At 72.5% G+C, this 22,554-nt stretch carries 20 protein-coding genes; 18 read left to right on the top strand and 2 right to left on the bottom strand.

Annotation, left to right across the window (positions count from 1 at the left end; translation table 11 throughout):
- Positions 1-201 precede the first annotated feature (201 nt).
- The 12 genes from DA085_RS10460 to DA085_RS10405 all read left to right on the top strand — a co-directional run bounded on the left by DA085_RS10460 (position 202) and on the right by DA085_RS10405 (position 9,748).
- On the top strand, positions 202-1,215 hold the full coding sequence (locus tag DA085_RS10460; protein ID WP_109472921.1) for an ABC transporter substrate-binding protein: 1,014 nt from the start codon (positions 202-204) through the stop codon (positions 1,213-1,215).
- A complete protein-coding gene (locus tag DA085_RS10455; protein ID WP_109472920.1) occupies positions 1,212-2,297 on the top strand; it encodes a FecCD family ABC transporter permease in 1,086 nt (361 codons plus the stop codon). The genes DA085_RS10460 and DA085_RS10455 overlap by 4 nt, the downstream gene beginning before the upstream one ends.
- A complete protein-coding gene (locus tag DA085_RS10450) occupies positions 2,294-3,178 on the top strand; it encodes an ABC transporter ATP-binding protein (protein ID WP_109472919.1) in 885 nt (294 codons plus the stop codon). Before DA085_RS10455 ends, DA085_RS10450 begins: the two co-directional genes overlap by 4 nt.
- The gene (cobO, locus tag DA085_RS10445; RefSeq protein WP_109472918.1) at positions 3,175-3,756 is read left to right on the top strand and encodes a cob(I)yrinic acid a,c-diamide adenosyltransferase; all 582 of its coding nucleotides are present in this window, start codon (positions 3,175-3,177) and stop codon (positions 3,754-3,756) included. Before DA085_RS10450 ends, cobO begins: the two co-directional genes overlap by 4 nt.
- A 20-nt stretch (positions 3,757-3,776) precedes the next feature.
- A complete protein-coding gene (locus DA085_RS10440) occupies positions 3,777-5,285 on the top strand; it encodes a cobyric acid synthase (RefSeq protein WP_109472917.1) in 1,509 nt (502 codons plus the stop codon).
- Positions 5,282-6,355: an adenosylcobinamide-phosphate synthase CbiB gene (gene cbiB, locus DA085_RS10435; protein WP_109472916.1), complete on the top strand. Its 1,074-nt coding sequence runs from the start codon at positions 5,282-5,284 to the stop codon at positions 6,353-6,355. Before DA085_RS10440 ends, cbiB begins: the two co-directional genes overlap by 4 nt.
- Before the next feature lie 118 nt (positions 6,356-6,473).
- On the top strand, positions 6,474-6,773 hold the full coding sequence (locus DA085_RS10430; RefSeq protein ID WP_109472915.1) for a DUF4193 domain-containing protein: 300 nt from the start codon (positions 6,474-6,476) through the stop codon (positions 6,771-6,773).
- Between the two features lie 49 nt (positions 6,774-6,822).
- Entirely contained in the window at positions 6,823-7,323 is a 501-nt protein-coding gene (gene dut, locus DA085_RS10425) for a dUTP diphosphatase (RefSeq protein ID WP_202619185.1), read from the top strand.
- Positions 7,324-7,329: 6 nt separating this feature from the next.
- On the top strand, positions 7,330-8,148 hold the full coding sequence (locus tag DA085_RS10420; RefSeq protein ID WP_109472913.1) for a DUF3710 domain-containing protein: 819 nt from the start codon (positions 7,330-7,332) through the stop codon (positions 8,146-8,148).
- Entirely contained in the window at positions 8,145-8,507 is a 363-nt protein-coding gene (locus DA085_RS10415) for an OB-fold nucleic acid binding domain-containing protein (RefSeq protein ID WP_109472912.1), read from the top strand. Before DA085_RS10420 ends, DA085_RS10415 begins: the two co-directional genes overlap by 4 nt.
- Positions 8,500-9,237, top strand: coding sequence for a DUF3159 domain-containing protein (locus tag DA085_RS10410; protein ID WP_109472911.1), 738 nt, complete (start codon positions 8,500-8,502; stop codon positions 9,235-9,237). Before DA085_RS10415 ends, DA085_RS10410 begins: the two co-directional genes overlap by 8 nt.
- A gap of 34 nt (positions 9,238-9,271) precedes the next feature.
- Positions 9,272-9,748 carry an SRPBCC family protein gene (locus DA085_RS10405; protein WP_109472910.1) on the top strand — a complete coding sequence of 159 codons (477 nt, stop codon included), beginning with the start codon at positions 9,272-9,274 and terminating at the stop codon, positions 9,746-9,748.
- Positions 9,749-9,927: 179 nt separating this feature from the next.
- On the opposite strand, the gene DA085_RS10400 is transcribed toward DA085_RS10405, so the two are convergent.
- Together DA085_RS10400 and DA085_RS10395 are read right to left on the bottom strand one after the other, a co-directional pair.
- Complete coding sequence (locus DA085_RS10400) at positions 9,928-11,160, bottom strand: class I SAM-dependent RNA methyltransferase (RefSeq protein WP_109472909.1); 1,233 nt, start codon at positions 11,158-11,160, stop codon at positions 9,928-9,930.
- Positions 11,150-13,111 carry an APC family permease gene (locus tag DA085_RS10395; RefSeq protein ID WP_109473086.1) on the bottom strand — a complete coding sequence of 654 codons (1,962 nt, stop codon included), beginning with the start codon at positions 13,109-13,111 and terminating at the stop codon, positions 11,150-11,152. The genes DA085_RS10400 and DA085_RS10395 overlap by 11 nt, the downstream gene beginning before the upstream one ends.
- Positions 13,112-13,181: 70 nt before the next feature.
- On the opposite strand from DA085_RS10395, the gene DA085_RS10390 reads away from it, so the two are divergent.
- The 6 genes from DA085_RS10390 to DA085_RS10365 all read left to right on the top strand — a co-directional run bounded on the left by DA085_RS10390 (position 13,182) and on the right by DA085_RS10365 (position 22,553).
- Complete coding sequence (locus tag DA085_RS10390; protein ID WP_109472908.1) at positions 13,182-13,844, top strand: potassium channel family protein; 663 nt, start codon at positions 13,182-13,184, stop codon at positions 13,842-13,844.
- Between the two features lie 9 nt (positions 13,845-13,853).
- On the top strand, positions 13,854-14,549 hold the full coding sequence (locus DA085_RS10385) for a potassium channel family protein (protein ID WP_109472907.1): 696 nt from the start codon (positions 13,854-13,856) through the stop codon (positions 14,547-14,549).
- Between the two features lie 46 nt (positions 14,550-14,595).
- A complete protein-coding gene (locus DA085_RS10380; protein WP_109472906.1) occupies positions 14,596-17,073 on the top strand; it encodes a LuxR C-terminal-related transcriptional regulator in 2,478 nt (825 codons plus the stop codon).
- A gap of 85 nt (positions 17,074-17,158) precedes the next feature.
- Positions 17,159-18,532, top strand: a complete 1,374-nt coding sequence (locus DA085_RS10375) for an FAD-binding oxidoreductase (RefSeq protein ID WP_154402162.1) — start codon at positions 17,159-17,161, stop codon at positions 18,530-18,532.
- A 158-nt stretch (positions 18,533-18,690) separates the two neighbouring features.
- Positions 18,691-21,513, top strand: a complete 2,823-nt coding sequence (locus tag DA085_RS10370) for an aconitate hydratase (RefSeq protein ID WP_109472904.1) — start codon at positions 18,691-18,693, stop codon at positions 21,511-21,513.
- Between the two features lie 152 nt (positions 21,514-21,665).
- Positions 21,666-22,553, top strand: coding sequence for a VOC family protein (locus DA085_RS10365; RefSeq protein WP_109472903.1), 888 nt, complete (start codon positions 21,666-21,668; stop codon positions 22,551-22,553).
- Position 22,554 lies beyond the last annotated feature (1 nt).

Here is a 22,554-nt window from a genome sequence, read left to right as displayed (position 1 = left end):
GTGCAGACGAAGTCCGGTGAGAACCCGGCACTGTCCCGCAACGGTGGAGCCGCCCAGACCCAGGTCAGAGGTGGTCGAGTCCGGTCGAACTGCCCGACGAACCGCACCATTTTGCCCTCGAGGACAAGGGCTGGTTCGGCAGACGGATCCTGACCAGGACTGCTGTCGCTCGAGCACCCACCTCGACCGACAGGAGATCACATGACCATCCGTTCCCGGGCGGCCGCACCCGCGGCCCTCACCCTCTCCCTGGCTCTCGTGCTGACCGGTTGCGGCGGTGCCGACCCGACGGGGGACCCGGCCCCCGACGCGCAGGACGCCACCACCGCACCGGACGCCGCCGACGGCACCTCGGCGGGTGACGACTCCGCGACGACGAGCGCCGCGGCCGCGTTCCCGGTGACACTCGACACCGCCGCCGGTGAGGTCACCATCGACGAGCAGCCCCAGCGCATCGTGTCGCTGTCCCCGTCGGCCACCGAGACCCTGTTCGCCATCGGCGCCGGCGAGCAGGTCGTCGCCGTCGACGCCTACTCGACCTACCCGGAGGAGGCACCGGTCACCGACCTGTCCGGCTACGACCCGAACGTCGAGGCCATCGTCGGCTACGAACCGGACCTGGTGGTCGTCGCCAACGACAGCAACGACCTCGTCGCCTCCCTGGACGCGCTCGACATCCCCGTCCTGGTCAACCCGGCGCCGGCCGACATCGAGGCCGGCTACGACGGGATGGCGGCCCTCGGGATCGCCACCGGTCGCGTGGACGAGACCGCGGGTGTGGTCGAGGACCTGCGCGCCCAGATCGACGCGGCCTTCCAGGGTGCTCCGCAGGAGGAGGGGCTGCGCGTCTACCACGAGCTCGACGACAGCTTCTACTCCGCGAGCAGCCACAGCTTCATCGGGTCGGTGTACGAGCGGATGGGGGCGGTCAACATCGCCGACGAGGCCGACGCCGACCGGGCCGGCTACCCCCAGCTCACGGAGGAGGCCATCATCGAGGCCGACCCGCAGCTCATCGTGATCACCGACCAGGTGTCGTACACCGCCGAGGACGTGGCGGCACGGCCGGGCTGGGCCGACGTCTCCGCCGTCCGGGAGGGGAACATCGTCGTGGTCGATGCCGACATCGCCTCCCGCTGGGGTCCGCGCCTTCCCCAGCTCGTGGAGACCGTGGCCGGGGCGATGAGCCAGGTCGGGGCCCCGGTCGGTCGGTGACCACCCGCGCGCACGCCACCAGCTCGGCCGACACCCTGGAGCAGTCCGCCGAGCGGGCCTTCCGGCTGCCCGTTCCCGCGCTGGTGGGCAGCCTGGCCCTCCTGCTGCTCGCGTGCCTGCTCTCAGCCACGCAGGGCGCCGCCGGGCTCCCGGTGGGTGGCGTCATCCGCTCCCTGCTGGACGCCGTCCCCTTCGTCGAGGTCGACCGGACGCTGTCGTCCCAGCACGAGGCCGTGCTGTGGCAGATCCGGCTCCCGCGCACCGTGCTGGCGGCCCTGGTCGGCGCGTCGCTGGCCGTGGCCGGGGCCGGCTACCAGGGGGTCTTCCGCAACCCGCTGGCCGACCCCTACCTGCTGGGGGTCTCGGCGGGCGCCGGGCTGGGGGCGGTGCTGGCCCTCGGGTTCGGCCTGGACCTGGCCCTCGGGCCCGTCGCGGCCCTGCCGATGGCCGCGTTCGTCGGCGCGCTGCTGGCCGTCACCGGGTCCGTGCTCGTGGCCAGGGCCTCGTTCCGGAACCCGGCGACGCTGCTCCTGGCCGGGGTGGCGATGGCAGCCCTGTTCTCGGCGGCCCAGACGTTCGCCCTGCAACGGCTGGACCAGACCCGGGCGCGGGAGGTGCTGTCCTGGCTGTTCGGCCGGCTGGCCGCCGACGGCTGGCACCCCGTGCTGCTCCTGCTGCCGTATGTCCTGGTCGCCGGGCTGGTCCTGCTGCTGCACGCCCGGCACCTGGACGTCCTGCGGCTGGGGGACGACGAGGCCCGCGCCCTGGGACTCAGACCGGCCCGCTCTCGCCTGCTCGTGGTGACAGCCGCGACCCTCATCACGGCGGCCGCGGTGTCGGTGAGTGGCCTCATCGCCTTCGTCGGCCTCGTGACACCGCACATCGTGCGGCTCCTCGTCGGGCACTCCTACCGGGCGATCGTGCCGTTGTCCGCGGTCGTGGGAGGTGGCTTCCTGGCCCTGGTCGACATCGGGGCACGCACCCTGACCGCGCCGGCAGAGCTGCCGGTCGGCGTCATCACCGCCTTCGTCGGCGCGCCGTTCTTCTGCGTCATCCTGTGGCGGCGGAGGCACGACGCATGAGGTCCTCGACCTCCCGCTCCGCCGTGGTCCTGAGCGCCCGCGACGTGCGGGTCGGCTTCGGCGGGGTGGAGGTGCTCGCCGGGGTGGACCTGGACCTGCACCGAGGTGAGTGGCTCGGCCTGATCGGCCCCAACGGGTCGGGCAAGTCCACCTTCCTCAGGTCCCTCGTCGGGATGGTCGCGAGCACGGGGCGGGTGCACCTCGGCGACGGCACGGCCCCCGGCCCGCGGGACGTGTCGCTGATGCCCCAGGCCCCCGAGCTGCCGCCCGGGATGACCGTGGTCGAGTACGTCCTCCTCGGGCGCACCGCGCACCTCGGGTGGCTCGAGCGGGAGTCGGCCGCGGACCGGCGCATCGCCGTCGACGCGCTGCGCCGGCTCGGGATGGGCGGGTTCGCCGACCGGACGCTGCGCGGGTTGTCCGGTGGTGAGACCCAACGCGTCGTCATCGCCCGCGCCCTGACCCAGCAGGCGCCGGTGCTGCTGCTCGACGAGCCGACCAGCGCCCTCGACCCCGGGCACCAGGTGGAGGTGCTCGAGCTGGTCGATGACCTGCGCCACCGGGACGGGCTGACGGTGGTGGCCGCGATGCACGACCTGGGGATCGCCTCCCGCTACGCCGACCGGCTGCTGCTGCTCGAGGGCGGAAGGCGGATCGCCCTGGGCACGCCCCGCGAGGTGCTGCAGGACGCGCTGCTCAGCCAGGTCTACGGTTGGCCCCTGCACGTCCACGACCTCGACGGGCACCTGGTCGTCGTGCCCGCCCCCCGGGCCCCACGGCATACCGACGCCGTCCCGGACCACAGTGCCGCACCAGCCCCGTCGTGGGGCGTCCCCACCGACCACCGACCCGTCCCCGACCGAGCCCAGGAGGTCTCGTGAACGACCCCGAGCACACCGAGCCGCGCACCGCACGGCCCTACGACCGGAGGGCACTGCGCTCGGCGCCGTCCCTCGTCCTCGTCACCACCGGCCACGGCAAGGGCAAGTCCACCGCGGCCTTCGGGACGCTGCTGCGGAGCAGGGCGCGGGACTGGCCGACCGTCGTGGTCCAGTTCCTGAAGTCGGGGAAGTGGCGCACGGGGGAGGAGGCGATGCTCCGTCAGCTCGGGGTGGAGTGGGCCAGCGCGGGGGACGGCTTCTCCTGGGAGTCCACCGACCTGGACGAGAGCCGCGCCAAGGCGGTCGCGGCCTGGTCCTTCAGCAAGGACCTGATCGCCGCAGGGTCGCACCGGATGGTGATGCTCGACGAGATCTCCTACCCCATGAACTGGGGCTGGATCGACCCCGCCGAGGTCGCCGGTGCCCTGCGCGACCGCCCCGAGGACGTCAGCGTCTTCCTGACCGGCCGGGAGATGCCGGAGCCGGTCATCGAGGTGGCCGATACCGTCACCGAGATGGTCAAGGTCAAGCACGCCTTCGAGCGCGGGATCCGGGCACGGCGCGGGATCGACTATTGAGCACCGCCCGCGGAGCGCTCATGGTCGTGGGAGCGACCAGCGGCGCCGGCAAGTCGACCGTGGTGTCCGCGCTGTGCCGGGCCCTGGCGCGCCGGGGTGTGCAGGTCGCGCCGTTCAAGGCGCAGAACATGTCCAACCACTCCGCCGTCACCCCCGACGGCGGTGAGCTCGGTCGGGCGCAGGCGATGCAGGCGCTGGCCGCCCGCGTCGACACCGACCGGCGGATGGGCCCGGTCCTGCTCAAACCGTCCGGGGCGCGCACCTCCCACGTGGTCGTGCTGGGTGACGAGGTGGCCGTCGACGAGGCCGACGGCTACGGCGAGCGCGCCGTGCGGCTGCGGCCACTGGTCCTCCGGTCGCTGGTCGGGCTGCGGGCCATGCACGAGGTGGTCGTGCTGGAGGGCGCCGGCGGGGCCGCGGAGATCAACCTCCTGGACCGCGACCTGGTGAACCTGCCGCTGGCGGCTGCCGCGGGCGTCCCGGCCGTGCTCGTGGTCGACATCGACCGGGGAGGGGCCTTCGCCGCGGCCTACGGCACCTGGGCACTGCTGCCCGACCGGCTGCGCGAGCGCCTCGCCGGCGTCGTCCTCAACAGCTTCCGCGGCGACGCGTCGCTGCTGGCCGACGGGCTGCGGGAGCTGGAGGAGCGCACGGGGCTGCCGGTGCTGGGGGTGCTGCCCCACCTGGGCGACCACCTGATGCTGGGGGTCGAGGACTCACTGGACCTGGTGTCGCCCGGGAGACCGGCGCCGGAGCCGGAGGACGGCGAGGGCGCGCCCGCCCGGCCGCTGCGCGTGGCGGTCATCCACCTGCCCCGGCTGGCCAACCCCTCCGACCTGGACCCCCTGGTGCTCGAGCCGTCCGTCGAGCTGCGCTGGGCCACCCGGCCCGGTGACCTGGCCGACGCCGACCTGATCGTGCTCCCTGGCACCCGCGCCACGGTGGCCGACCTCGCCTGGCTCCGGGAGCGGGGGCTGGACCGGGCGGTCGCGACCAGCAGCGCCCGGGTCCTCGGGATCTGCGGCGGCTACCAGATGCTCGGCGAGGTCGTCCACGACGAGGTGGAGTCCGGGGCCGGGACGGTTCCCGGCCTGGGGCTGCTGCCCGTCGCCACGACGTTCGCGGCACCGAAGGTCGTCACCCGGTCGAGCGGCGTCGCCGACGGCCCAGCCGGGACGCCTCACGTGTCCGGCTACCAGATCCGGTGGGGCCACCCGGAGCGCCACGGCACGGGCCAGGCGTGGCTGCACCTGGAGGAAGGGCCTGAGGGCTGCCGGAGCGCCGACGGCCGGGTGCACGGCACCAGCCTGCACGGTGTGCTCGACAGCGACGGGCTGCGCCACGGGCTGCTGGCCGAGGTGGCCGCAGAGCGTGACCGCTCCTTCACGCCCTCGCACACGCCCTACGCCCGGGCCCTGGACGCCCACCTCGACCACCTGGCCGACTGGCTCGAGGCGCACCTGGACGTCCCGGGCCTGCTGGAGCTGGCCCGGACGGCGGTCGAGCCCGGCGCGGAGCCGGGCTGGTGAGCCGCCTGGGTGACCGTGCGCTCGGCGTCGCCGTGGGCCTGGTGCTGGACCGCCTGCTCGGTGAGCCACCCGACCGGTTGCACCCCGTCGCGTGGTTCGGCACGGCCATGCAGCGGGTGGAACAGGTGCTGTATGCCGACTCCCGGCCCCGAGGCACGTGGCACGCGGCGCTCGGGGTCGGGCTCGGTGTGACGGCCGGGGGAGTGCTGCGACGGTCCACCGGCGCCCGAGGCTCTCAGGGTGAGGTGCTCTCGACCGCCGTGGCCGTGTGGCTCGCCAGTGCGGGCCGTCTGCTGCGCGACACCGCCGGCCAGATCGAGGACCACCTGCGCCGGGACGACCTCACGATGGCACGGGAAAGGCTGCCCTGGCTCGCCGGGCGCGACCCCTCGGAGCTCGACGCCTCCGGCGTGGCCGCTGCCGTGGTGGAGTCGCTCGCGGAGAACACCGTGGACGCGGTGCTCGCGCCGGCGTTCTGGGGTCTCGTCGGCGGTGCACCGGGGGCGCTGGCCCACCGCGCCTCGAACACCCTGGACGCCATGGTCGGGCACCACAGCGTGCGCTACGAGCGCTACGGCTGGGCCTCGGCGCGGCTGGACGACGTGCTCGCCTGGGCCCCGGCCAGGGCCTTCCCGGTCCTGCTGGCCGGGTGCACTCCCCGCCGCGCCCGGCAGGTGGTGGCCACCGTGCGCCGGGACGCCGGTGCCCACCCCTCACCCAACGCCGGGGTCGCCGAGAGCGCCCTCGCAGGTGCCCTGGGCGTGAAGCTGGGGGGCCCGCTCCGCTACGGCGAACGGACCGAGGACCGGCCGCGACTGGGGGACGGGCCGCGCCCCCGGACGCGGGAGGTGACCCGCGCTCGCGTGCTGGTCGACCGGGTCGAGCTGGCGGCCGTGGGACTGTGTCTGCTGACCTGGTGGGCCGACCGGAGGACGGGGCGACGAGGACCCGGTGACCCCCCGGTTCGACTCGACCACCCCTCATACGGCACAATCCCGGCGACGAACGCGTTTCGGGTGCATCCGCACCTGCGGCAGCGACGCCGCGACGTAGCCGTCCGGCCCCGGTGAAGCACTTGCCGGAGTCGGGCACAAAATCGGATCATCCGACGTTCACACCCAGACCATTCGTACACCGCAGGCTCACGCCAGATCCTGCGACACCAGCTCGAGAGAGGAGAGGGACGTCATGGCAACTGACTACGACGCACCTCGTAAGTCTGAGGACGACATCAATGAGGACTCTCTGGAGGAGCTGAAGGCACGGCGGGCAGACAAGAGCTCATCCAGCGTCGACGTCGACGAGACGGAGCACGCCGAGGGCTTTGAGCTCCCGGGGGCAGACCTGTCGGGTGAGGAGCTGTCGGTGCGGGTCCTTCCCCGCCAGGCCGACGAGTTCACCTGCTCGCGCTGCTTCCTGGTGCACCACCGCAGCCAGCTCGCCAAGGAGGTCGGGGGCCAGCCCGTGTGCACCGAGTGCGCGGCCTGACCACCCGTGGGGGCGGGGTGCCCACGCTTTGCGGGTACCCTCGTGCCACGTGACCACCCAACCCGTACCGGTGCTGCTGCACCGGCTCGACGAAGCCCTGCCGGTCCCCGGCAGGGCACACCCGGGTGACGCCGGGGTCGACCTGCACGCGCGCGAGGACGTGACCCTCGCGCCGGGGCAGCGGGCCCTGGTGCCGACGGGGGTCGCGATCGCGCTGCCTGACGGCTACGCCGCCTTCACGCACCCGCGCTCCGGCCTGGCCACGCGCCACGGCATCACGATCGTCAACGCGCCCGGCACCATCGACGCCGGGTACCGCGGCGAGATCATGGTCAACCTGCTCAACACGGACGCCAGCGAGGCGTTCACGGTGCGGCGCGGTGACCGGATCGCCCAGCTGATCGTGCAGCCGGTGTCGGTCGTGGCCTTCACCGAGGTGAGCGTCCTGCCGGGCAGCGCCCGGGGGAGCAGCGGGCACGGCGCCTCCGGTGGGTTCGGGACGGACGCCACACTGACCACCAGCGACACCCTCCAGACTGAGAAGGACTGACACCCCGTGGGCATCTTCGGCCGCAAGAAGAAGGAGACCGTCGAGGCGGTCGAAGAGACCGCACCGGTCGTGCCGGAGGGCGAGCCGGGTGTCGACCGCGACTGGCAGCGCGAGTTCGACGGTCCCTACGACCTCGCCGAGCGCGAGGAGCTGACCGGTCGGGTCGACCTGGGTGCCCTCCGGGTGCCCGCGGTCCGCGGCATGGAGATGCGGCTGGACCTCGAGAAGGACACCAACCGCATCGTGGGCGTCACCTGCACCTTCGCCGGCACCAAGGTGCAGATCCAGGCGTTCGCGGCCCCGCGCAGCGAGGGCCTGTGGGACGAGATCCGCCAGGGCCTGGTCGACGGCATCAAGGCCGCGGGGGGCTCCTCCCAGGTCGACCCCGACGGCGTGATGGGCAAGGAGCTGCTGGCCCGTATGCCGGGGCGCGACTCCTCGGGACGGGTCGCCTATGCGCCCAACCGGTTCATCGGTGTCGACGGGCCGCGCTGGTTCCTCCGGGCCGTGGTCAACGGACCGGCCGCGACCGACCCGACCCAGCTCGCCACGATCCGTACGTTCCTGCGCGAGGTGGTCGTCAACCGCGGCAGCGAGCCGCGACCGCCGCGCGAGGTGCTCGCGCTCACGCCGCCGCAGGCCGTGCTGGAGGAGGCCGCCCGGCGCCGGGCCGCCGCCCAGCAGGCGGCCGCCGAGGCGAAGGCCGCCGAGCAGTCCGGGGCCGCGCCGGCAACGGGCGGCACGACCACCAGTGCCCCCGGCACAGCGCAGGCAGCGGCCCCGGGTGAGTCGTCGGCGGACGGGACGGGGCAGACCGAGCGATGAGCCTGCGCAAGGCCCTCGACGACCTGGCCGTGGACTCCTCCGAGCTGGAGGCCGAGGAGCTCGCGGCCGAGTGCGCCCGGCCGGGGTGCACCCGCATCGCTGACCTCCAGGTCCGCAGCCTGACCTCGGTCACGGGCACGGTGCACAGCATCGCCGTCCTGCCCGCGGACCGGGCACCGGAGCTGCGCATCGAGCTCTGGGACGGCACCGGCATCCTCGAGGTCATCTGGCTCGGACGGCGGGAGATCACCGGCATCCGCCCGGGGGCCTACCTGACCCTCACCGGACGGGTGACGATGGTGGACGGCCGGCGCACGATCTTCAACCCCGGCTACCAGATGCTGCCGAGCAATGCCTGAGCAGGCGGCCGGAGCCGGGCAGGGCGCTGGACCTCAGCATGAGGTCGAGGTCGTGGAGACCGTGGAGCAGGTGATCCGCCGCCGCATCTCCGACGTCCTCGGCGGGTGGTACGGCTCGCTGGAGACCGCGCTGCCCACCGTGGCCTTCGTCGTGCTGTGGCTGCTCCGTGACGAGGTGCGACCGGCCCTCTTCGCCGCCGGGGGCGTGGCGATCATCCTCCTGGGGATCCGGCTGTCCATCGGTGGCTCGGTGCGGTTCGTGCTGACCTCCATCTTCGCCACGGCGATCGCCGCGTTCTTCGCGCTGCGGTCGGGGAACGCCGAGGACGCCTTCCTGCCCGGCATCCTCACCTCGGCCGCCTACGGCGTGGGGACCCTGGTCTCCATCCTCGCGCGGTGGCCCGCGGTCGGCTTCATCGTCGCCGCCGGCGATCCGGGGTATGCCGAGCACCCCACCCAGTGGCGTCAGGACAAGGCCCTGGTGCGGGTCTGCAGCCGCCTGACCTGGGTGCTCGTGGGCCTGTTCGTGGTGCGTGTGGCGATCATGCTGCCGCTCTACCTGGCAGGGGAGGTCGCCTGGCTCGGCGTGACCAAGATCGCCCTGGGGTGGCCGGCCTACCTGACGGCGGTCGTCATCATGGGCTTCATGCTCGCCACGGGCCGCACCCCGGTGACGCAGGACGAGGGCACGCAGAGCGGCCAGGGCGCGGCGCAGCGATCCGGCGAGTGAGCGCCCGGCACCGGCAAGGTGCTTTGATGCAGGCATGACAACACGCCCCGATGACGCTGTGCGCGTCGTGACCGCCCAGCGGCAGGTCGCCGCCGGAGCCGACCAGATCTTCGAGCTCATCGCCGACCCGGCACGTCAGCCGGCGTGGGACGGCAATGACAACCTCGCCGAGGCCCCCTCCGGGCAACGCGTCCGCGCCGCCGGTGACGTGTTCGTCATGACACTCACCAACGGCAAGCAGCGGGAGAACCACGTCGTCGAGTTCGACGAGGGCCGTCTGATCGCGTGGCAACCGGCCGAGCCGGGGAAGGAGCCGCCGGGCCACCTGTGGCGGTGGGAGCTCGAGCCGGTCGACACCGCGCACACCCTGGTCACCCACACCTACGACTGGACGCGGTTGACGGACGAGTCCCGGCTCCCTCGAGCCCGCGCGACCACCACCCAGTCCCTCGAGGCCTCGCTGGAGCGGCTCGCCGCCCACGCCGAGGGCTCCGGCACCGTCGCGCAGTAGCGTCCACCGAGCCTGCCCCGACGGGAGCACACCGTCGTGGAGCGGCACGTGGTTCTTCGAGCCGGCACGAGGAGGCTCCCAGATGGCGTAGGTGCTCGAGGTAGGGCCGTCGCGCCCGTCCCGCAGGAGCGGCTATCCGCCGGTGGGCTGGGTCGGGCTGGCCCGGACGCGGACGGCTCTCAGGGCGGATCGAGGACCGCGACGAGCTCCAGGTGGTGGGTCATCGGGAAGGCGTCGAACGCTCGGAGGTCACGCAGGACGTAGCCGTGCTCCGCCAGATAGCCCACGTCGCGGGCCAGGGCCGCGGGGTCGCAGGCGACGTAGCCGATCGCGCGGGGGCGCAGTGCGGCGACGTCCCGGCAGACCTGCCGGCCGGCGCCGGTGCGCGGTGGGTCGAGGACGACCAGGTCGGTCACCCGGCCGCTGCGTGCCATCCGGCGGACCGCACGGTCGACCCGGTCGCGCAGGACCTCCACGGACGCGAACTGTGCCAGGTTGTCCCGGGCGTGCCCGGTGGCGGTCCGGTCACCCTCCACAGCGGTGACCGAGCCCTGGGGACCCACGCGTCGGGCGAGCGCGGCGGCAAAGACGCCCACTCCGGCATACAGGTCGAGGGCGTGCTCGCCGGTGCGCGGGGCGAGCCACTCCAGGACGGTCGACACGAAGGTCCGGGCGGCCCCCGGGTGCACCTGCCAGAACCCGCGCGCCGAGACCTCCAGCTCCAGGTCGCCGTCGGCCAGCGCCACCCGCTCCTGCAGGACCGGCACCGGTCCGTCAGGCACCGGCACGACCACGGGCTCGCCGACCGACGGGGCGACCACGTCGACCGCCGTCGCGCCCGGGTAGGACCCCGACAGCACGCCCGTGCCGGTCACCTGCGGGTCCGCGATGAGACAGTCATCGACCGGGACGATGTCGTGGCTGCGGTGGCGACGCAGCCCGGGCCGGCCCTCGGCGGTCACCGCGAACTCGACCCGGGTGCGCCACCCCAGACCGTCCCGGTCGCCGGGCACCGCCTCGACGACCACGTCACGGCCCAGGTGTGCGACGAGGTCCAGACCCGCCAGGCGGGAGAACTGCTCGAGGACCACGTCCCTCTTCAGGGCGCGCTGGCCGTCCAGCCCGACGTGCTGCCAGTCGCACCCGCCGCACCGGCCGGGGCCGGACCACGGGCACGGCGGGGCCACCCGCGCCGGCGCGGGGCGCAGCACCTCGACGGCGTCGGCGCGGAGGAACCGTCCGCCCGGGCCGATCTCGGTCACCTGGGCGCGGACCTGCTCACCGGGCAGCGTGTGCCGGACGAAGAGCACCCGGCCCTCGTGGCGGGCGACGCAGTGGCCACCGTGCGCCACCGGCCCCACGTCCACGACCAGGAGGTCGCCGACAGCGGCCTCGCCCTGCTCAGTCCTCATCCAGTCCCTCTCCCTGCCACGGCACGGTCACCAGCATCACACCCGGGGTGCGCAGCAGTCCCCGCCGCAGGCGCTCCAGGGTCCGGTCGCGGACGAGCCGGATCCACCAGCCCTCGCGCCCGACGTACTCGGCGACATAGACGACCACCACGTCCCGGGGGCGGTCCCGGCGCACCCGGCGGACATAGTCGATCACCGGCCGGGCGGACTCGCGGTAGGGCGAGTCCAGCGCCCGCAGGGTCACCGGCAGCTCGCGCTGCTGCCAGGCCGTGCGCAGCTCACGGGTGGCCTCGGGCACGACGTCGACGGTCACCGCCTCCAGGGTGTGCGGCCTGGTGGCGCGGGCGTAGGCCAGGGCACGCATCGTGGGGCGGTCCAGCTGCGGGACGTAGACGAGGGCGTGCACCCGGGAGGGCACCACCTGACTGGCATCGACGCCCTCGGCGGGCAGCGAGATGTCGTTGTCCATCGTGCGGTGGTAGCGGTAGACCATGGTCATCCCCATCCAGATGAGACCGATCGCGAGGAGGGACAGGCCCGCCCCGTTCGTGAAGCGGGTGAGCAGGACAATGACCAGGACGAACGCCGAGACGACGACGCCGACCTGGTTGATGGTGCGGCTGCGGACCATGCCGACCCGCTCGCGCAGGCTGAGCTCGGTGCGCAACCGCCGGTTCCAGTGCCGCACCATCCCCGCCTGGCTGAGGGTGAACGAGATGAACACCCCGACGATGTACATCTGGATCAGCTCGGTGACGGTGGCCCGGTAGACCAGCACCAGGGCGGCGGAGGCGGCGGCCAGCAGGAGTATGCCGTTGGAGTAGGTCAGGCGCTGCCCGCGGCTGACCAGTCCTCGCGGCAGGAACCGGTCCCGGGCCAGGCGGGAGGCGAGCACCGGGAAGCCGTTGAAGGCGGTGTTGGCGGCCACGAAGAGCATCACGCCCGTCGTGACCGCGACCAGGAGGACACCGAAGCTGCCCTGGCCGAAGACCACCTGCGAGAGCTGGCCCAGCACGGTGTCCTGCACGAAGTCCGGGCCGACCGGTTCGCCCTGCAGACGGAGCTGCTGCTGCGGGTTGACGGCCATCTGGATGCCGCTCTCGCGGGTCAGCCACAGCACCGAGACCGTGATCGTGATCGAGATCGCGGCCATGACCGCCAGGATCGAGGCGGCGTTGCGGCTCTTGGGTCGTCGCAGGGCGGGCACGCCGTTGGCCACACCCTGGACACCCGTGAGCGCCACCGAGCCGGAGGCGAACGACCGCAGGAGCAGGAAGACGAGGAACAGCCCCGTCGCCTCCTCGTAGCCCTGGGCGGGGAGCAGCTCGTAGCGGGCGCTCGCGGCGCGGTCGAGATTGCCGGTGAACAGCTGCACGGCGCCCGTGAGGATGAGGATGGCCAGCGAGCCCAGGAAGGCATAGACCGGCACCGCCAGCGCCCGGCCGGACTCGCGGACCCCGCGCAGGTTGATCAGCGTCAGCAGGGCGATCAGACCAGCGGCGACGGCGGCCTCGTAGCCCCTGATGAACTGCAGGGCCGCCGCCGCGTTCTGCACCCCCGCGGAGACCGACACCGCGACGGTCAGCGTGTAGTCGACGATGAGCGCGGAGCCCACGGCCACACCGGCCCGGGGGCCGAGGTTGTCCGACGCGACCTCGTAGTCCCCGCCGCCGCCGGGGTAGGCGTGCACCGTCTGCCGGTAGGAGGCCACGACCACCAGCATCACCAGACCGACGGCGACCCCGACCTCCCAGGAGTAGAAGTACACCGCCGCACCACCGGCCAGGGCGAGGGTCAGCACGATCTCGTCCACGGCATACGCCACCGAGGACAGCGCGTCGCTGGCGAACACCGGCATCCCGAGCCGACGGGGCAGGAGGGTGTCACTGAGCCGGTCGGTGCGCAGGGCGCGACCGATGAGAACCCGCTTCAGCAGGCTGCCGGACTCCATGGTGGCCACTCTAGGGAGGGAACGGCGTTGAGTCCGACATCTCGGCGGGCGCCGCGGTAGCGTCGACTCCGTGCACTTCGTCATCATGGGCTGCGGGCGCGTGGGGGCCACCCTCGCGCACAGCCTGATCCAACGCGGCCACGACGTGGCCGTCATCGACCAGGACCCGGCCGCGTTCCGTCGGCTCGGGTCGGACTTCCCCGGGCGCAGGATCAAGGGTGTCGGTTTCGACCGGGAGGTCATGAAGGACGCCGGCGTGCCGCAGGCCTACGCGTTCGCCGCGGTGAGCAGCGGCGACAACTCCAACATCATCGCCGCGCGGGTGGCCCGCGAGACCTTCGGCGTGGAGCGGGTCGTCGCCCGGATCTACGACCCCCGGCGGGCCGAGATCTTCCAGCGGCTCGGGATCCCGACCGTGGCCACGGTGCGGTGGACCGCGGACCAGACGCTGCACCACCTGCTGCCGGAGGGCAGCACCCCGGACTACTTCGACCCCAGCGGCACGCTGGTGCTGGCGCAGATCCACGTCAACGTCCGGTGGGCCGGACGGCGGCTCACCGAGATCGAGGAGACCTTCGGTGTCCGCGTCGCGTTCGTCACCCGGCTCGGCGACGCGCTGATCCCGACGGGGGAGACCGTCTACCAGGAGGGCGACGAGCTGCACCTGGTCGCCCCCCGCGGCTCGCTGGCCGAGCTCGAGCACCGGCTGGACACCGTCCGGCCGGAGGAGTGAGGAGACGCCGTGCGGGTCGCTGTCATCGGTGCCGGGAGCGTGGGTCGCTCCATCTGCCGCGAGCTCATCCACAACGGGCACGACGTGCTCATCATCGACCGGGACGCCACCGAGGAGCGGACCTCGATGGTCCCCGCCGCCGACTGGATCATCGGTGACGCGTGCGAGATCAGCACGCTCACCACGGCCGAGCTGGAGACCTACGACCACGTGGTCTGCGCGACCGGGGACGACAAGGTCAACCTCGTCGTCTCGTTCCTGGCGCGCACGGAGTTCGCCGTGCCGCGCACTGTCGCCCGGGTCAACAACCCCCGCAACGAGTGGTTGTTCAACGACTCGTGGGGCGTCGACGTGGCCGTGTCGACCCCGCGCCTGATGACCGCGCTGGTCGAGGAGGCGGTCTCGGTCGGCGATATCGTCCGGCTCTTCGAGTTCCAGCACGGTGAGACCCACATGGTCGAGCTGACCCTGCCCGAGTCCAGCCCGTTCGTGGGTGCCCGGGTCGGCGACGTCCCCCTGCCGGAGGACACCTCGCTCATCGCGATCCTGCGCGACGGCCAGGCGGTCTCACCCAGCCGTGACGAGGCGATCGAGGCCGGGGACGAGATCCTGTTCATCTGCCCGCCCGAGGCCGAGCGCCAGCTGGCGGTCACGCTCAACCCGGAGAGCCGGATCCGGGTCGAGCGGGACGACGACGAGGGCTGACGAGCCGCCCTGCGCGACCAGGGCGCGGGCTGCCATACTGCCGCTCATGGTCGCGAACCTGTACGGGCGCGACGAGGAGATGCGCACCACGGTGCGTGCCCTGGAGGCACCGGGTGCCGTGGTGACGCTGACCGGGCTGCCGGGAGCGGGCACCACCTCCCTGGCACGGGCAGCCGCCGAGCGTGTGGTCGCCGCGGGCCCGGACACCCAGCCCGGCCTCTGCCTCGTCGAGGGACGCCGGAGCCCCACCCGTGAGGGGCTCACGGTCGCCCTGGAGGCCGCGGCCCCCGATGCGTTGGTCCTGGTCGACGACGTCGACCGGGTCGACGAGGCGCGAGTCGTGCTGGACGAGCTGTGCCGGTCGCGCCCCGACGTCCGGGTGCTGCTGACCTCACGGACGCCCGTCGGGCTCCCGGGTGAGGTCGTGGTGCGGGTGCTGCCCCTGCCGCTGCCCGACCCGCGCGACGAGCCGGGAGCCCTGCGGCGCCACCCGACGGTCCGGCTCTTCCTCGATGTGGCGGCACGCACCGGCACATCAGTGGTGCTGGAGGACGGGGTCCTGGGCGACATCGCCCAGGTCTGCCGACAGGTCGGGGGACTGCCGCTGGCGATCCAGCTGGTCGCGGTCCGTGCCGCGACCTTCTCGCCGGCCACCCTCGTGGACCTGCTCGACCGTGTGCCCTCGCAGCTGCTCCGGTCCCCGGCGACCCCGGACCACGACCTGGACACGGCGGTCGCCTGGAGCATCAGCCTCCTGACGCCGGACCAGCAGGAGCTCCTCGGTGACCTGACGATCTTCCGGTCGCTGGTCCCGCTGGACGTGATCGAGGACGTGTGCGTCGGCGCGGACGTCCTGGACGACCTGTCAGCGCTCGTCGACGCCCACCTGGTCCATCCCCAGCACGACGGGCGCACCAGCCGGTTCGTGCTGCCTCCGCTGGTCCGGGAGCACCTGCGCCGCGCCGGGGCCTGGCCCCCGCCGGCCGAACGGCTCCGGCGGCACACGCGCTGGGCGTGTCGCGTCGCCCGCGAGGCGGCCACCCTGGAGGAGTCCGGCCACCTGAGCACCGCGCGCTCGCTGGTCACCGCAGCCGAGCCCGACCTCGTCGACGCCCTCACGGGTGCCCTCGCTGCCGGTGACGCCCCCGCGGCGAGCACCCTGAGCCTCGGCCTCCTACCGATGTGGTTCAACCGGGGAGCGACGCCCGAGCACGTGGCGACCATCGATGCCGTGCTGCGTCTGCACGAAGTCGGCACGGCCCACGCGCCCGGCACCGCGGCGGAGTGGCTGCTCCTGGCCGCCTGGCGCGAGCTGTTCCGCGTGGAGCTCGCCTCGACGGCCGAGGAGGTCGTCGTGTCCACGCCCGTGCTCGAGCGGCTGCGTGAGGACGCGCGTGCGCTCGGTGAGCACCCGCTCCTGAAGGTGAGCTACGTCGCCGTGCAGGCCGCCCGGGCGATGTCCGACCGCACCGCGGCGGAGGGCTGGGCCCGCGAGGGCGTGGAGATCGCGACGCGGCGCGGCGACCTGCCGCGCCTGGTGCGTTTCGAGACCTGGAGCGGCATGATGGCGCACCAGCGGGGGGACCTCGCGGAGGCCGCCCGGTGGGCCAGGTCCGCCGTGGCCCACGCCCGGCAGGTCGACGACCAGTCCCTGCTCCTGTCGCCGGCCGGTCTGCTCAGCAGCCTGCCGCAGGAGGTGCGCGGTCCCGACGACGTGCCCCGCCCCGAGCAGCTGGTCGTCCTGGCCCGGGACGCCGGCGACCTGCGCAGCCTGGACTGGCTGGAGCCGGTCGCCGCCTTCGGGGCGCTGCACGCCGGTGACCTGGGGGGAGCGGTGCGGCACAGTGCCGCGACCCTGAGACGCAGCCGGGTGACGGGTGCCGAGGCGCGGGCGTGGCCGCCGATGCTGTGCCTGTTCCTCGTGGCGCTGGCCCGTGCCGACCTGACCTGGGCCGGTCGCCTGCACGGCATGCTCACCCGCCGGCTGGGCGTGCTCCGGCCATCCGTCCCCCCGGCTGCCGTGAGGGCCTACGACGGCGCGGTCGTCGCCTACACCGCGAGGGTGCCGCGGTCCCGGTCCGATGTCGAGGTGGCCTGGGGTGCGGCCCTGTCGCCGGACGCTGCCGTGGAGGCTGCGCTGTCGTATGCGGCGGAGGCGGGCCGCCTGCTGGCCGCAGTCGCATCGCAGCCCCCCGCTCCCCAGCCAGCCGCTCTGCCTGCCGCCCGGGTGATCAGGATGGCCCAGATCCTGCAGGACCGTGGTGGGGAGGAGGAGCTCACCCCGCGCGAGCTCGAGGTCCTGACCCTGCTGTCCTCCGGCCAGACCAACCGTGAGATCGCGGCCACCCTCGGGATCAGCCCCAAGACCGTGATGCACCACACCTCCCGGATCTACCGCAAGCTCGCAGTGCGGGGACGCGCCGAGGCCGTGGCGTGGCACCTGCGCAGTGGGCAGCACGGCGCCGCGCCCCCACAACGGCACCACGGCATGCACGTCGTCGACCGGGAGTCCGGCGCACGCTGACGCACGGCGGGTCCGGAGGGTCGCTGAGACGGTGATCCTCCACGGAGCCGGGGTGACTGTCGGTGCGGGGTGCCACGGTGTGGGGATGGACTCGACAGAGGCTCTGATCGCCCGGCTGGCTTCCACCGTCAGTGGTGCGGTGATCACCCCGGAGCAGGCGGAGGAGTATGCCGTGGCTCGCCTCACGGAGGCCAGTCACCCGGACGTGCGGCCCCTGGCCATCGTCCGGGCCCGCGATGTCGCCGACGTTCGGGCGGTCGTGGACGCGGCCCGTGGGTCGGGCACCGTGCTGGCGGTCCGTGGCGGTGGGCACAGCGCGGCGGCTCACGGCACCGTCGAGGGTGGTCTGGTCCTCGATCTCTCGGGACTGCGGGGTCTGTCGATCGACCCGGACAGCCGGACCGCCCGGGCGGGGGCGGGCCTGACCGCCGGGGACTACGTCCGGGCCGCCGGGGAGCACGGCCTGGCCACGGGTTTCGGTGACACCGCGGCGGTCGGGATCGCCGGGATCACGCTGGGCGGGGGAGTGGGGCTGCTCAGCCGCCGCTACGGCCTGACGATCGACGCCCTCCTGTCTGCCGAGGTCGTCACGGCCGACGGTCGGGTGCGCGAGGTCGACGCCGACCGCGAGCCGGACCTGTTCTGGGCGCTGCGCGGGGGCGGCGGCAACCTGGGAGTCGTCACGGCAATGACGTTCCGGCTCGACGACGTCAGCCAGACCACGGGTGGGCCGCTCGTGCTGCCCGCGACCCCGGACGTGCTGGCCGGCTTCCTGGCAGCGGCCGGGCGGGCGCCGCGCGAGCTGACCACGATCGCCACCCTGATGCCGTGCCCGCCGGTGCCGTTCGTGGCGACCGAGCACCACGGTTCCCCGGTGCTCTTCGGCACGCTGGTCCATGTCGGTCCCCCTGAGGAGGCGGAGCAGGCGATCGCAGCCTTCCGGGCGCTGGCGACACCCCTGGCCGACCTGATCCGGCCGGCGCCGTATGCCGACCTGCTCGGCTGGGAGGAGATCCCCAGGATGACGTTCGTGTCGAGGACCAACTTCCTGGAGCGGGTCGACGAGCAGCTGGCCGCCGACGTGATCCGCGCCGTCGCCGACGGACCGGGGCCCACGCGGTTGGTCCAGCTCCGGGTCCTCGGGGGTGCGATCAGCGACCCGGCCGAGGACGCCACGGCTTTCGGGTTCCGCGACCGCTCGATGGTGAGCTACCTGTCGTGCATGGCGACCGGCCCGGACACGCTGGCCGAGGCCACGCAGTGGGCCGACGACCTCCTCGCGGCGCTGGACCAGGGCGACCGTGCGGCATACGTCAACTTCCTGGGCTCCCCGGGCCCGGTCGCGCCTGCCGACGCCTATCCGCCGGCGACCTGGGAGCGGCTGCGAGCGGTCAAGGCCGCCTATGACCCGGGCAACCTCTTCCGGCACAACCACAACATCCCGCCCGCGACCGGCTGACAGAGGGGCAGGTCACTGTCACCGGTGCGGCAGCGGGGACGTGCCGCAGTTAGGCAAGCCTTCCGTGGACGGGGTTGGTCGGGTGGGGGAGACTGGCTGCTGAGGACGGTTCTGTGATAGAACTATCTTGACGTCAAGATAATCTGAGAGGAGTCGGCGTGAGCGACACGACCAACAGTTTCGGGGCCAAGGGCACCCTCCAGGTAGGTGACGCCAGCTACGAGATCTATCGCATCACCGACCTCGAGGGCGCGGCGAACCTCCCGTTCAGCCTGAAGGTGCTGCTGGAGAACCTGCTGCGCACCGAGGACGGCAAGAACATCACCGCCGACCACATCAACGCGCTCGCCCAGTGGGACGAGACCGCCGAGCCGAGCACCGAGATCCAGTTCACCCCCGCGCGGGTGATCATGCAGGACTTCACCGGCGTGCCGTGCGTGGTCGACCTGGCCACGATGCGCGAGGCGATGGTCGACCTGGGCGGCGACCCGACCAAGATCAACCCGCTGGCCCCCGCCGAGCTGGTCATCGACCACTCGGTGATCATCGACGTGTTCGGCCGGCCCGACGCCTTCGAGCGCAACGTGGAGATCGAGTACGAGCGCAACGGCGAGCGCTACCAGTTCCTGCGCTGGGGCCAGACCGCGTTCGAGGACTTCAAGGTCGTGCCGCCGGGCACCGGCATCGTGCACCAGGTCAACATCGAGCACCTGGCCCGGACGGTCATGACGCGGGAGGTCGACGGTGAGCTCACGGCCTACCCGGACTCCTGTGTCGGCACCGACAGCCACACCACGATGGTCAACGGCCTGGGCGTGCTGGGCTGGGGTGTGGGCGGCATCGAGGCCGAGGCGGCGATGCTCGGCCAGCCGGTCTCCATGCTCATCCCGCGCGTGGTGGGCTTCAAGCTCTCCGGGTCGATCCCGGCCGGTGCGACCGCCACCGACGTCGTGCTGACGATCACCGAGATGCTGCGCGACCACGGCGTGGTCGGCAAGTTCGTGGAGTTCTACGGCGAGGGCGTGGCCCAGGTGCCGCTGGCCAACCGGGCCACCATCGGCAACATGAGCCCGGAGTTCGGCTCCACCTGCGCGATCTTCCCGATCGACGGCGTGACCCTGGACTACCTGCGTCTGACGGGCCGCTCCGAGGAGCAGGTCGCCCTGGTCGAGGCCTACGCCAAGGAGCAGGGCATGTGGCTGGACGCCTCGGTCGAGGCGCGCTACAGCGAGCGCCTCGAGCTGGACCTGTCCACGGTGGTGCCCTCCATCGCCGGGCCGAAGCGCCCGCAGGACCGGATCGCCCTGACCGACTCCAAGCAGCAGTTCTGGGCCGACCTGAAGAACTACGTGGTCGACGGCAACGGCATCGAGAAGAGCGCCGTGGACCAGGAGCTGCGCGACACGTTCCCGGCCTCGGACGCCCCGTCGCACGACGCGCACGAGGAGTCCCAGGAGGCTGGTCGTCCCACGCACTCGGCACTCTTTGCCAACGGCACGCGCGCCAGCAACCCGGTGACGGTCAACCTGGACGGCAAGGAGGTGGAGATCGACCACGGCCACGTGGTGATTGCCTCGATCACCAGCTGCACCAACACCTCCAACCCCTCGGTGATGATGGCGGCCGCGATGCTGGCCAAGAGCGCCGTGGAGCGCGGGCTGACCGTGCCGCCGTGGGTCAAGACGTCGATGGCGCCGGGCTCCAAGGTCGTCACCGGCTACTTCGAGAAGGCCGGCATGTGGCCCTACCTGGAGAAGCTCGGCTTCCACCTGGTGGGCTACGGCTGCACCACCTGCATCGGCAACTCGGGCCCGATCATCGAGGAGGTCTCCGAGGCGGTCAACGCAGGCGACCTCGCGGTGACCTCGGTCCTGTCGGGCAACCGGAACTTCGAGGGGCGGATCAACCCGGACGTCAAGATGAACTACCTGGCGTCCCCGCCGCTGGTCATCGCCTACGCCCTGGCCGGCACGATGGACTTCGACTTCGAGGCCGAGCCGCTCGGGGTGGACACCGAGGGCAACGAGGTGTTCCTGAAGGACATCTGGCCGAACCCCGAGGACGTCGAGGCGACGATCGCCACCTCGATCAGCCGCGAGATGTTCACCGAGGACTACGCCGACGTGTTCGCCGGTGACGAGCGCTGGCAGTCGTTGTCCACCCCGGAGGGCGACACCTTCGAGTGGGCCGAGGACTCGACCTACGTCCGCAAGCCTCCGTACTTCGAGGGCATGCAGGCGCAGCCGGCGCCGGTGGAGGACGTCTCCGGCGCGCGGGTCCTGGCCAAGCTGGGTGACTCGGTCACGACCGACCACATCAGCCCGGCCGGTTCGATCAAGGGCGACAGCCCCGCCGGTCGCTACCTGGCCGAGCACGGGATCGAGCGCAAGGACTTCAACTCCTACGGCTCGCGCCGCGGCAACCACGAGGTCATGATCCGGGGCACCTTCGCCAACATCCGGCTGCGCAACCAGCTGCTGGACGGGGTCGAGGGCGGCTTCACCCGCAACCTGCTGGACGGCTCGACCGAGCCGGTCGCGATCTACGACGCGGCCCAGACCTACGCCGAGGCCGGTGTCCCGCTGGTGATCCTCTCCGGCAAGGAGTACGGCTCGGGTTCCTCGCGGGACTGGGCGGCCAAGGGCACCCGCCTGCTGGGCGTCAAGGTCGTCATCGCGGAGTCCTACGAGCGGATCCACCGCTCCAACCTGATCGGCATGGGTGTGCTGCCGCTGCAGTACCCCGAGGGGCAGACGGCCGAGTCCCTCGGCCTGGACGGCACGGAGACCTTCTCGTTCACCGGCATCACCGCGCTGAACGACGGGACGATCCCGGAGACGGTGCACGTCACCGCCGAGAAGGACGGCGGCGAGAAGGTCGAGTTCGACGCGGTGCTCCGCATCGACACCCCCGGCGAGGCGGACTACTACCGCAACGACGGCATCCTGCAGTACGTCCTGCGCTCGCTCGTCTCTGCCTGACACGCGCCGCAGACCGCCCCGGCAGGCCCCGCACCAGCATGATCGGTGCGGGGCCTGCCCCGCGTTCGGGCACCACGTCCTACCTCGGGAATGGACACGGGCACCCCTCTGTTGTAATACTTGAACAATCAACTACTCAGAGGATGGAACCGATGGCTACCCCTGACCTGCTCGCCCCCAAGGACCTGCTCGCGGCCGACACGGCCATGGGTGCGGTCACGCTGGACGTCGCCCACCTCGACGTGATGACCGCCTACTACCGCGACGCGATCGCGCTGGAGGTCGTCTCCAGCACCGGCGACCAGGTGACTCTCGGACGCGGGACCGAGCCCGTCGTCATACTGCGGCACAGCCCGGCCCTCAAGGCCGCCACCCCCGGCCAGGCCGGCCTGTTCCACACCGCCATCCTGTTCGAGACCCAGGAGGCGCTGGCCGCCGCGGTGGCAACCGCCGCGCAGTACCCCGGTGTCCGGTTCGTCGGCTCGAGCGACCACCTGGTGAGCCAGGCGTTCTACTTCGACGACCCGGAGGGCAACGGCATCGAGCTCTACTGGGACCGGGACCGCACCCAGTGGAGCTGGACCCACGGTCAGGTCGAGATGTCCACGCTCTACCTGGACCCCAACCAGTTCCTGCGCGAGCACCTCAGCGAGCGGGGCCTGGCGGACCCGACCTCCCTGGGCAGCGCCGTCGTCGGTCACGTGCACCTGTCCGTGGGTGACGTGCGCAGCGCTCAGGAGTTCTACGTGCACAAGCTCGGCTTCGAGACGACCGCGTCGCTGGGCGACCAGGCGCTGTTCGTCAGCGCCGGCAAGTACCACCACCACATGGCGATGAACGTGTGGAACTCCCGTGGAGCCGGCCCCCGCCAGCGCACGCTGGGACTGGGCCAGGTCGACATCGTGGTGCCGACGGCGGACGAGGTCGGTGCCCTGACCGAGCGGATGACGCACTACGGCGTGCCGACCCGGGACGACGGTCGGACCGTCTCCTTCGACGACCCGTGGGCCAACCTGATCAACGTCCGCGCCGCCGACTGAC

This window comes from Ornithinimicrobium cavernae (assembly GCF_003121625.1).
In the GTDB taxonomy this organism is placed as follows: Bacteria; Actinomycetota; Actinomycetes; order Actinomycetales; family Dermatophilaceae; genus Ornithinicoccus; species Ornithinicoccus cavernae.
Note: the sequence above shows the minus strand (reverse complement) of the source record. Positions and strands in the feature narration are given on the sequence as shown.

Excerpts from the sequence above, each read along its gene's own strand:
- DA085_RS10460 (WP_109472921.1), top strand. The coding sequence starts at position 202 with ATGACCATCCGTTCCCGGGCGGCCGCACCCGCGGCCCTCACCCTCTCC.
- DA085_RS10450 (WP_109472919.1), top strand. The coding sequence starts at position 2,294 with ATGAGGTCCTCGACCTCCCGCTCCGCCGTGGTCCTGAGCGCCCGCGAC.
- DA085_RS10440 (WP_109472917.1), top strand. The coding sequence starts at position 3,777 with ATGGTCGTGGGAGCGACCAGCGGCGCCGGCAAGTCGACCGTGGTGTCC.
- DA085_RS10430 (WP_109472915.1), top strand. The coding sequence starts at position 6,474 with ATGGCAACTGACTACGACGCACCTCGTAAGTCTGAGGACGACATCAAT.
- DA085_RS10415 (WP_109472912.1), top strand. The coding sequence starts at position 8,145 with ATGAGCCTGCGCAAGGCCCTCGACGACCTGGCCGTGGACTCCTCCGAG.
- DA085_RS10410 (WP_109472911.1), top strand. The coding sequence starts at position 8,500 with ATGCCTGAGCAGGCGGCCGGAGCCGGGCAGGGCGCTGGACCTCAGCAT.
- DA085_RS10405 (WP_109472910.1), top strand. The coding sequence starts at position 9,272 with ATGACAACACGCCCCGATGACGCTGTGCGCGTCGTGACCGCCCAGCGG.
- DA085_RS10400 (WP_109472909.1), bottom strand. The coding sequence starts at position 11,160 with ATGAGGACTGAGCAGGGCGAGGCCGCTGTCGGCGACCTCCTGGTCGTG.
- DA085_RS10395 (WP_109473086.1), bottom strand. The coding sequence starts at position 13,111 with ATGGAGTCCGGCAGCCTGCTGAAGCGGGTTCTCATCGGTCGCGCCCTG.
- DA085_RS10380 (WP_109472906.1), top strand. The coding sequence starts at position 14,596 with ATGGTCGCGAACCTGTACGGGCGCGACGAGGAGATGCGCACCACGGTG.
- DA085_RS10375 (WP_154402162.1), top strand. The coding sequence starts at position 17,159 with ATGGACTCGACAGAGGCTCTGATCGCCCGGCTGGCTTCCACCGTCAGT.
- DA085_RS10365 (WP_109472903.1), top strand. The coding sequence starts at position 21,666 with ATGGCTACCCCTGACCTGCTCGCCCCCAAGGACCTGCTCGCGGCCGAC.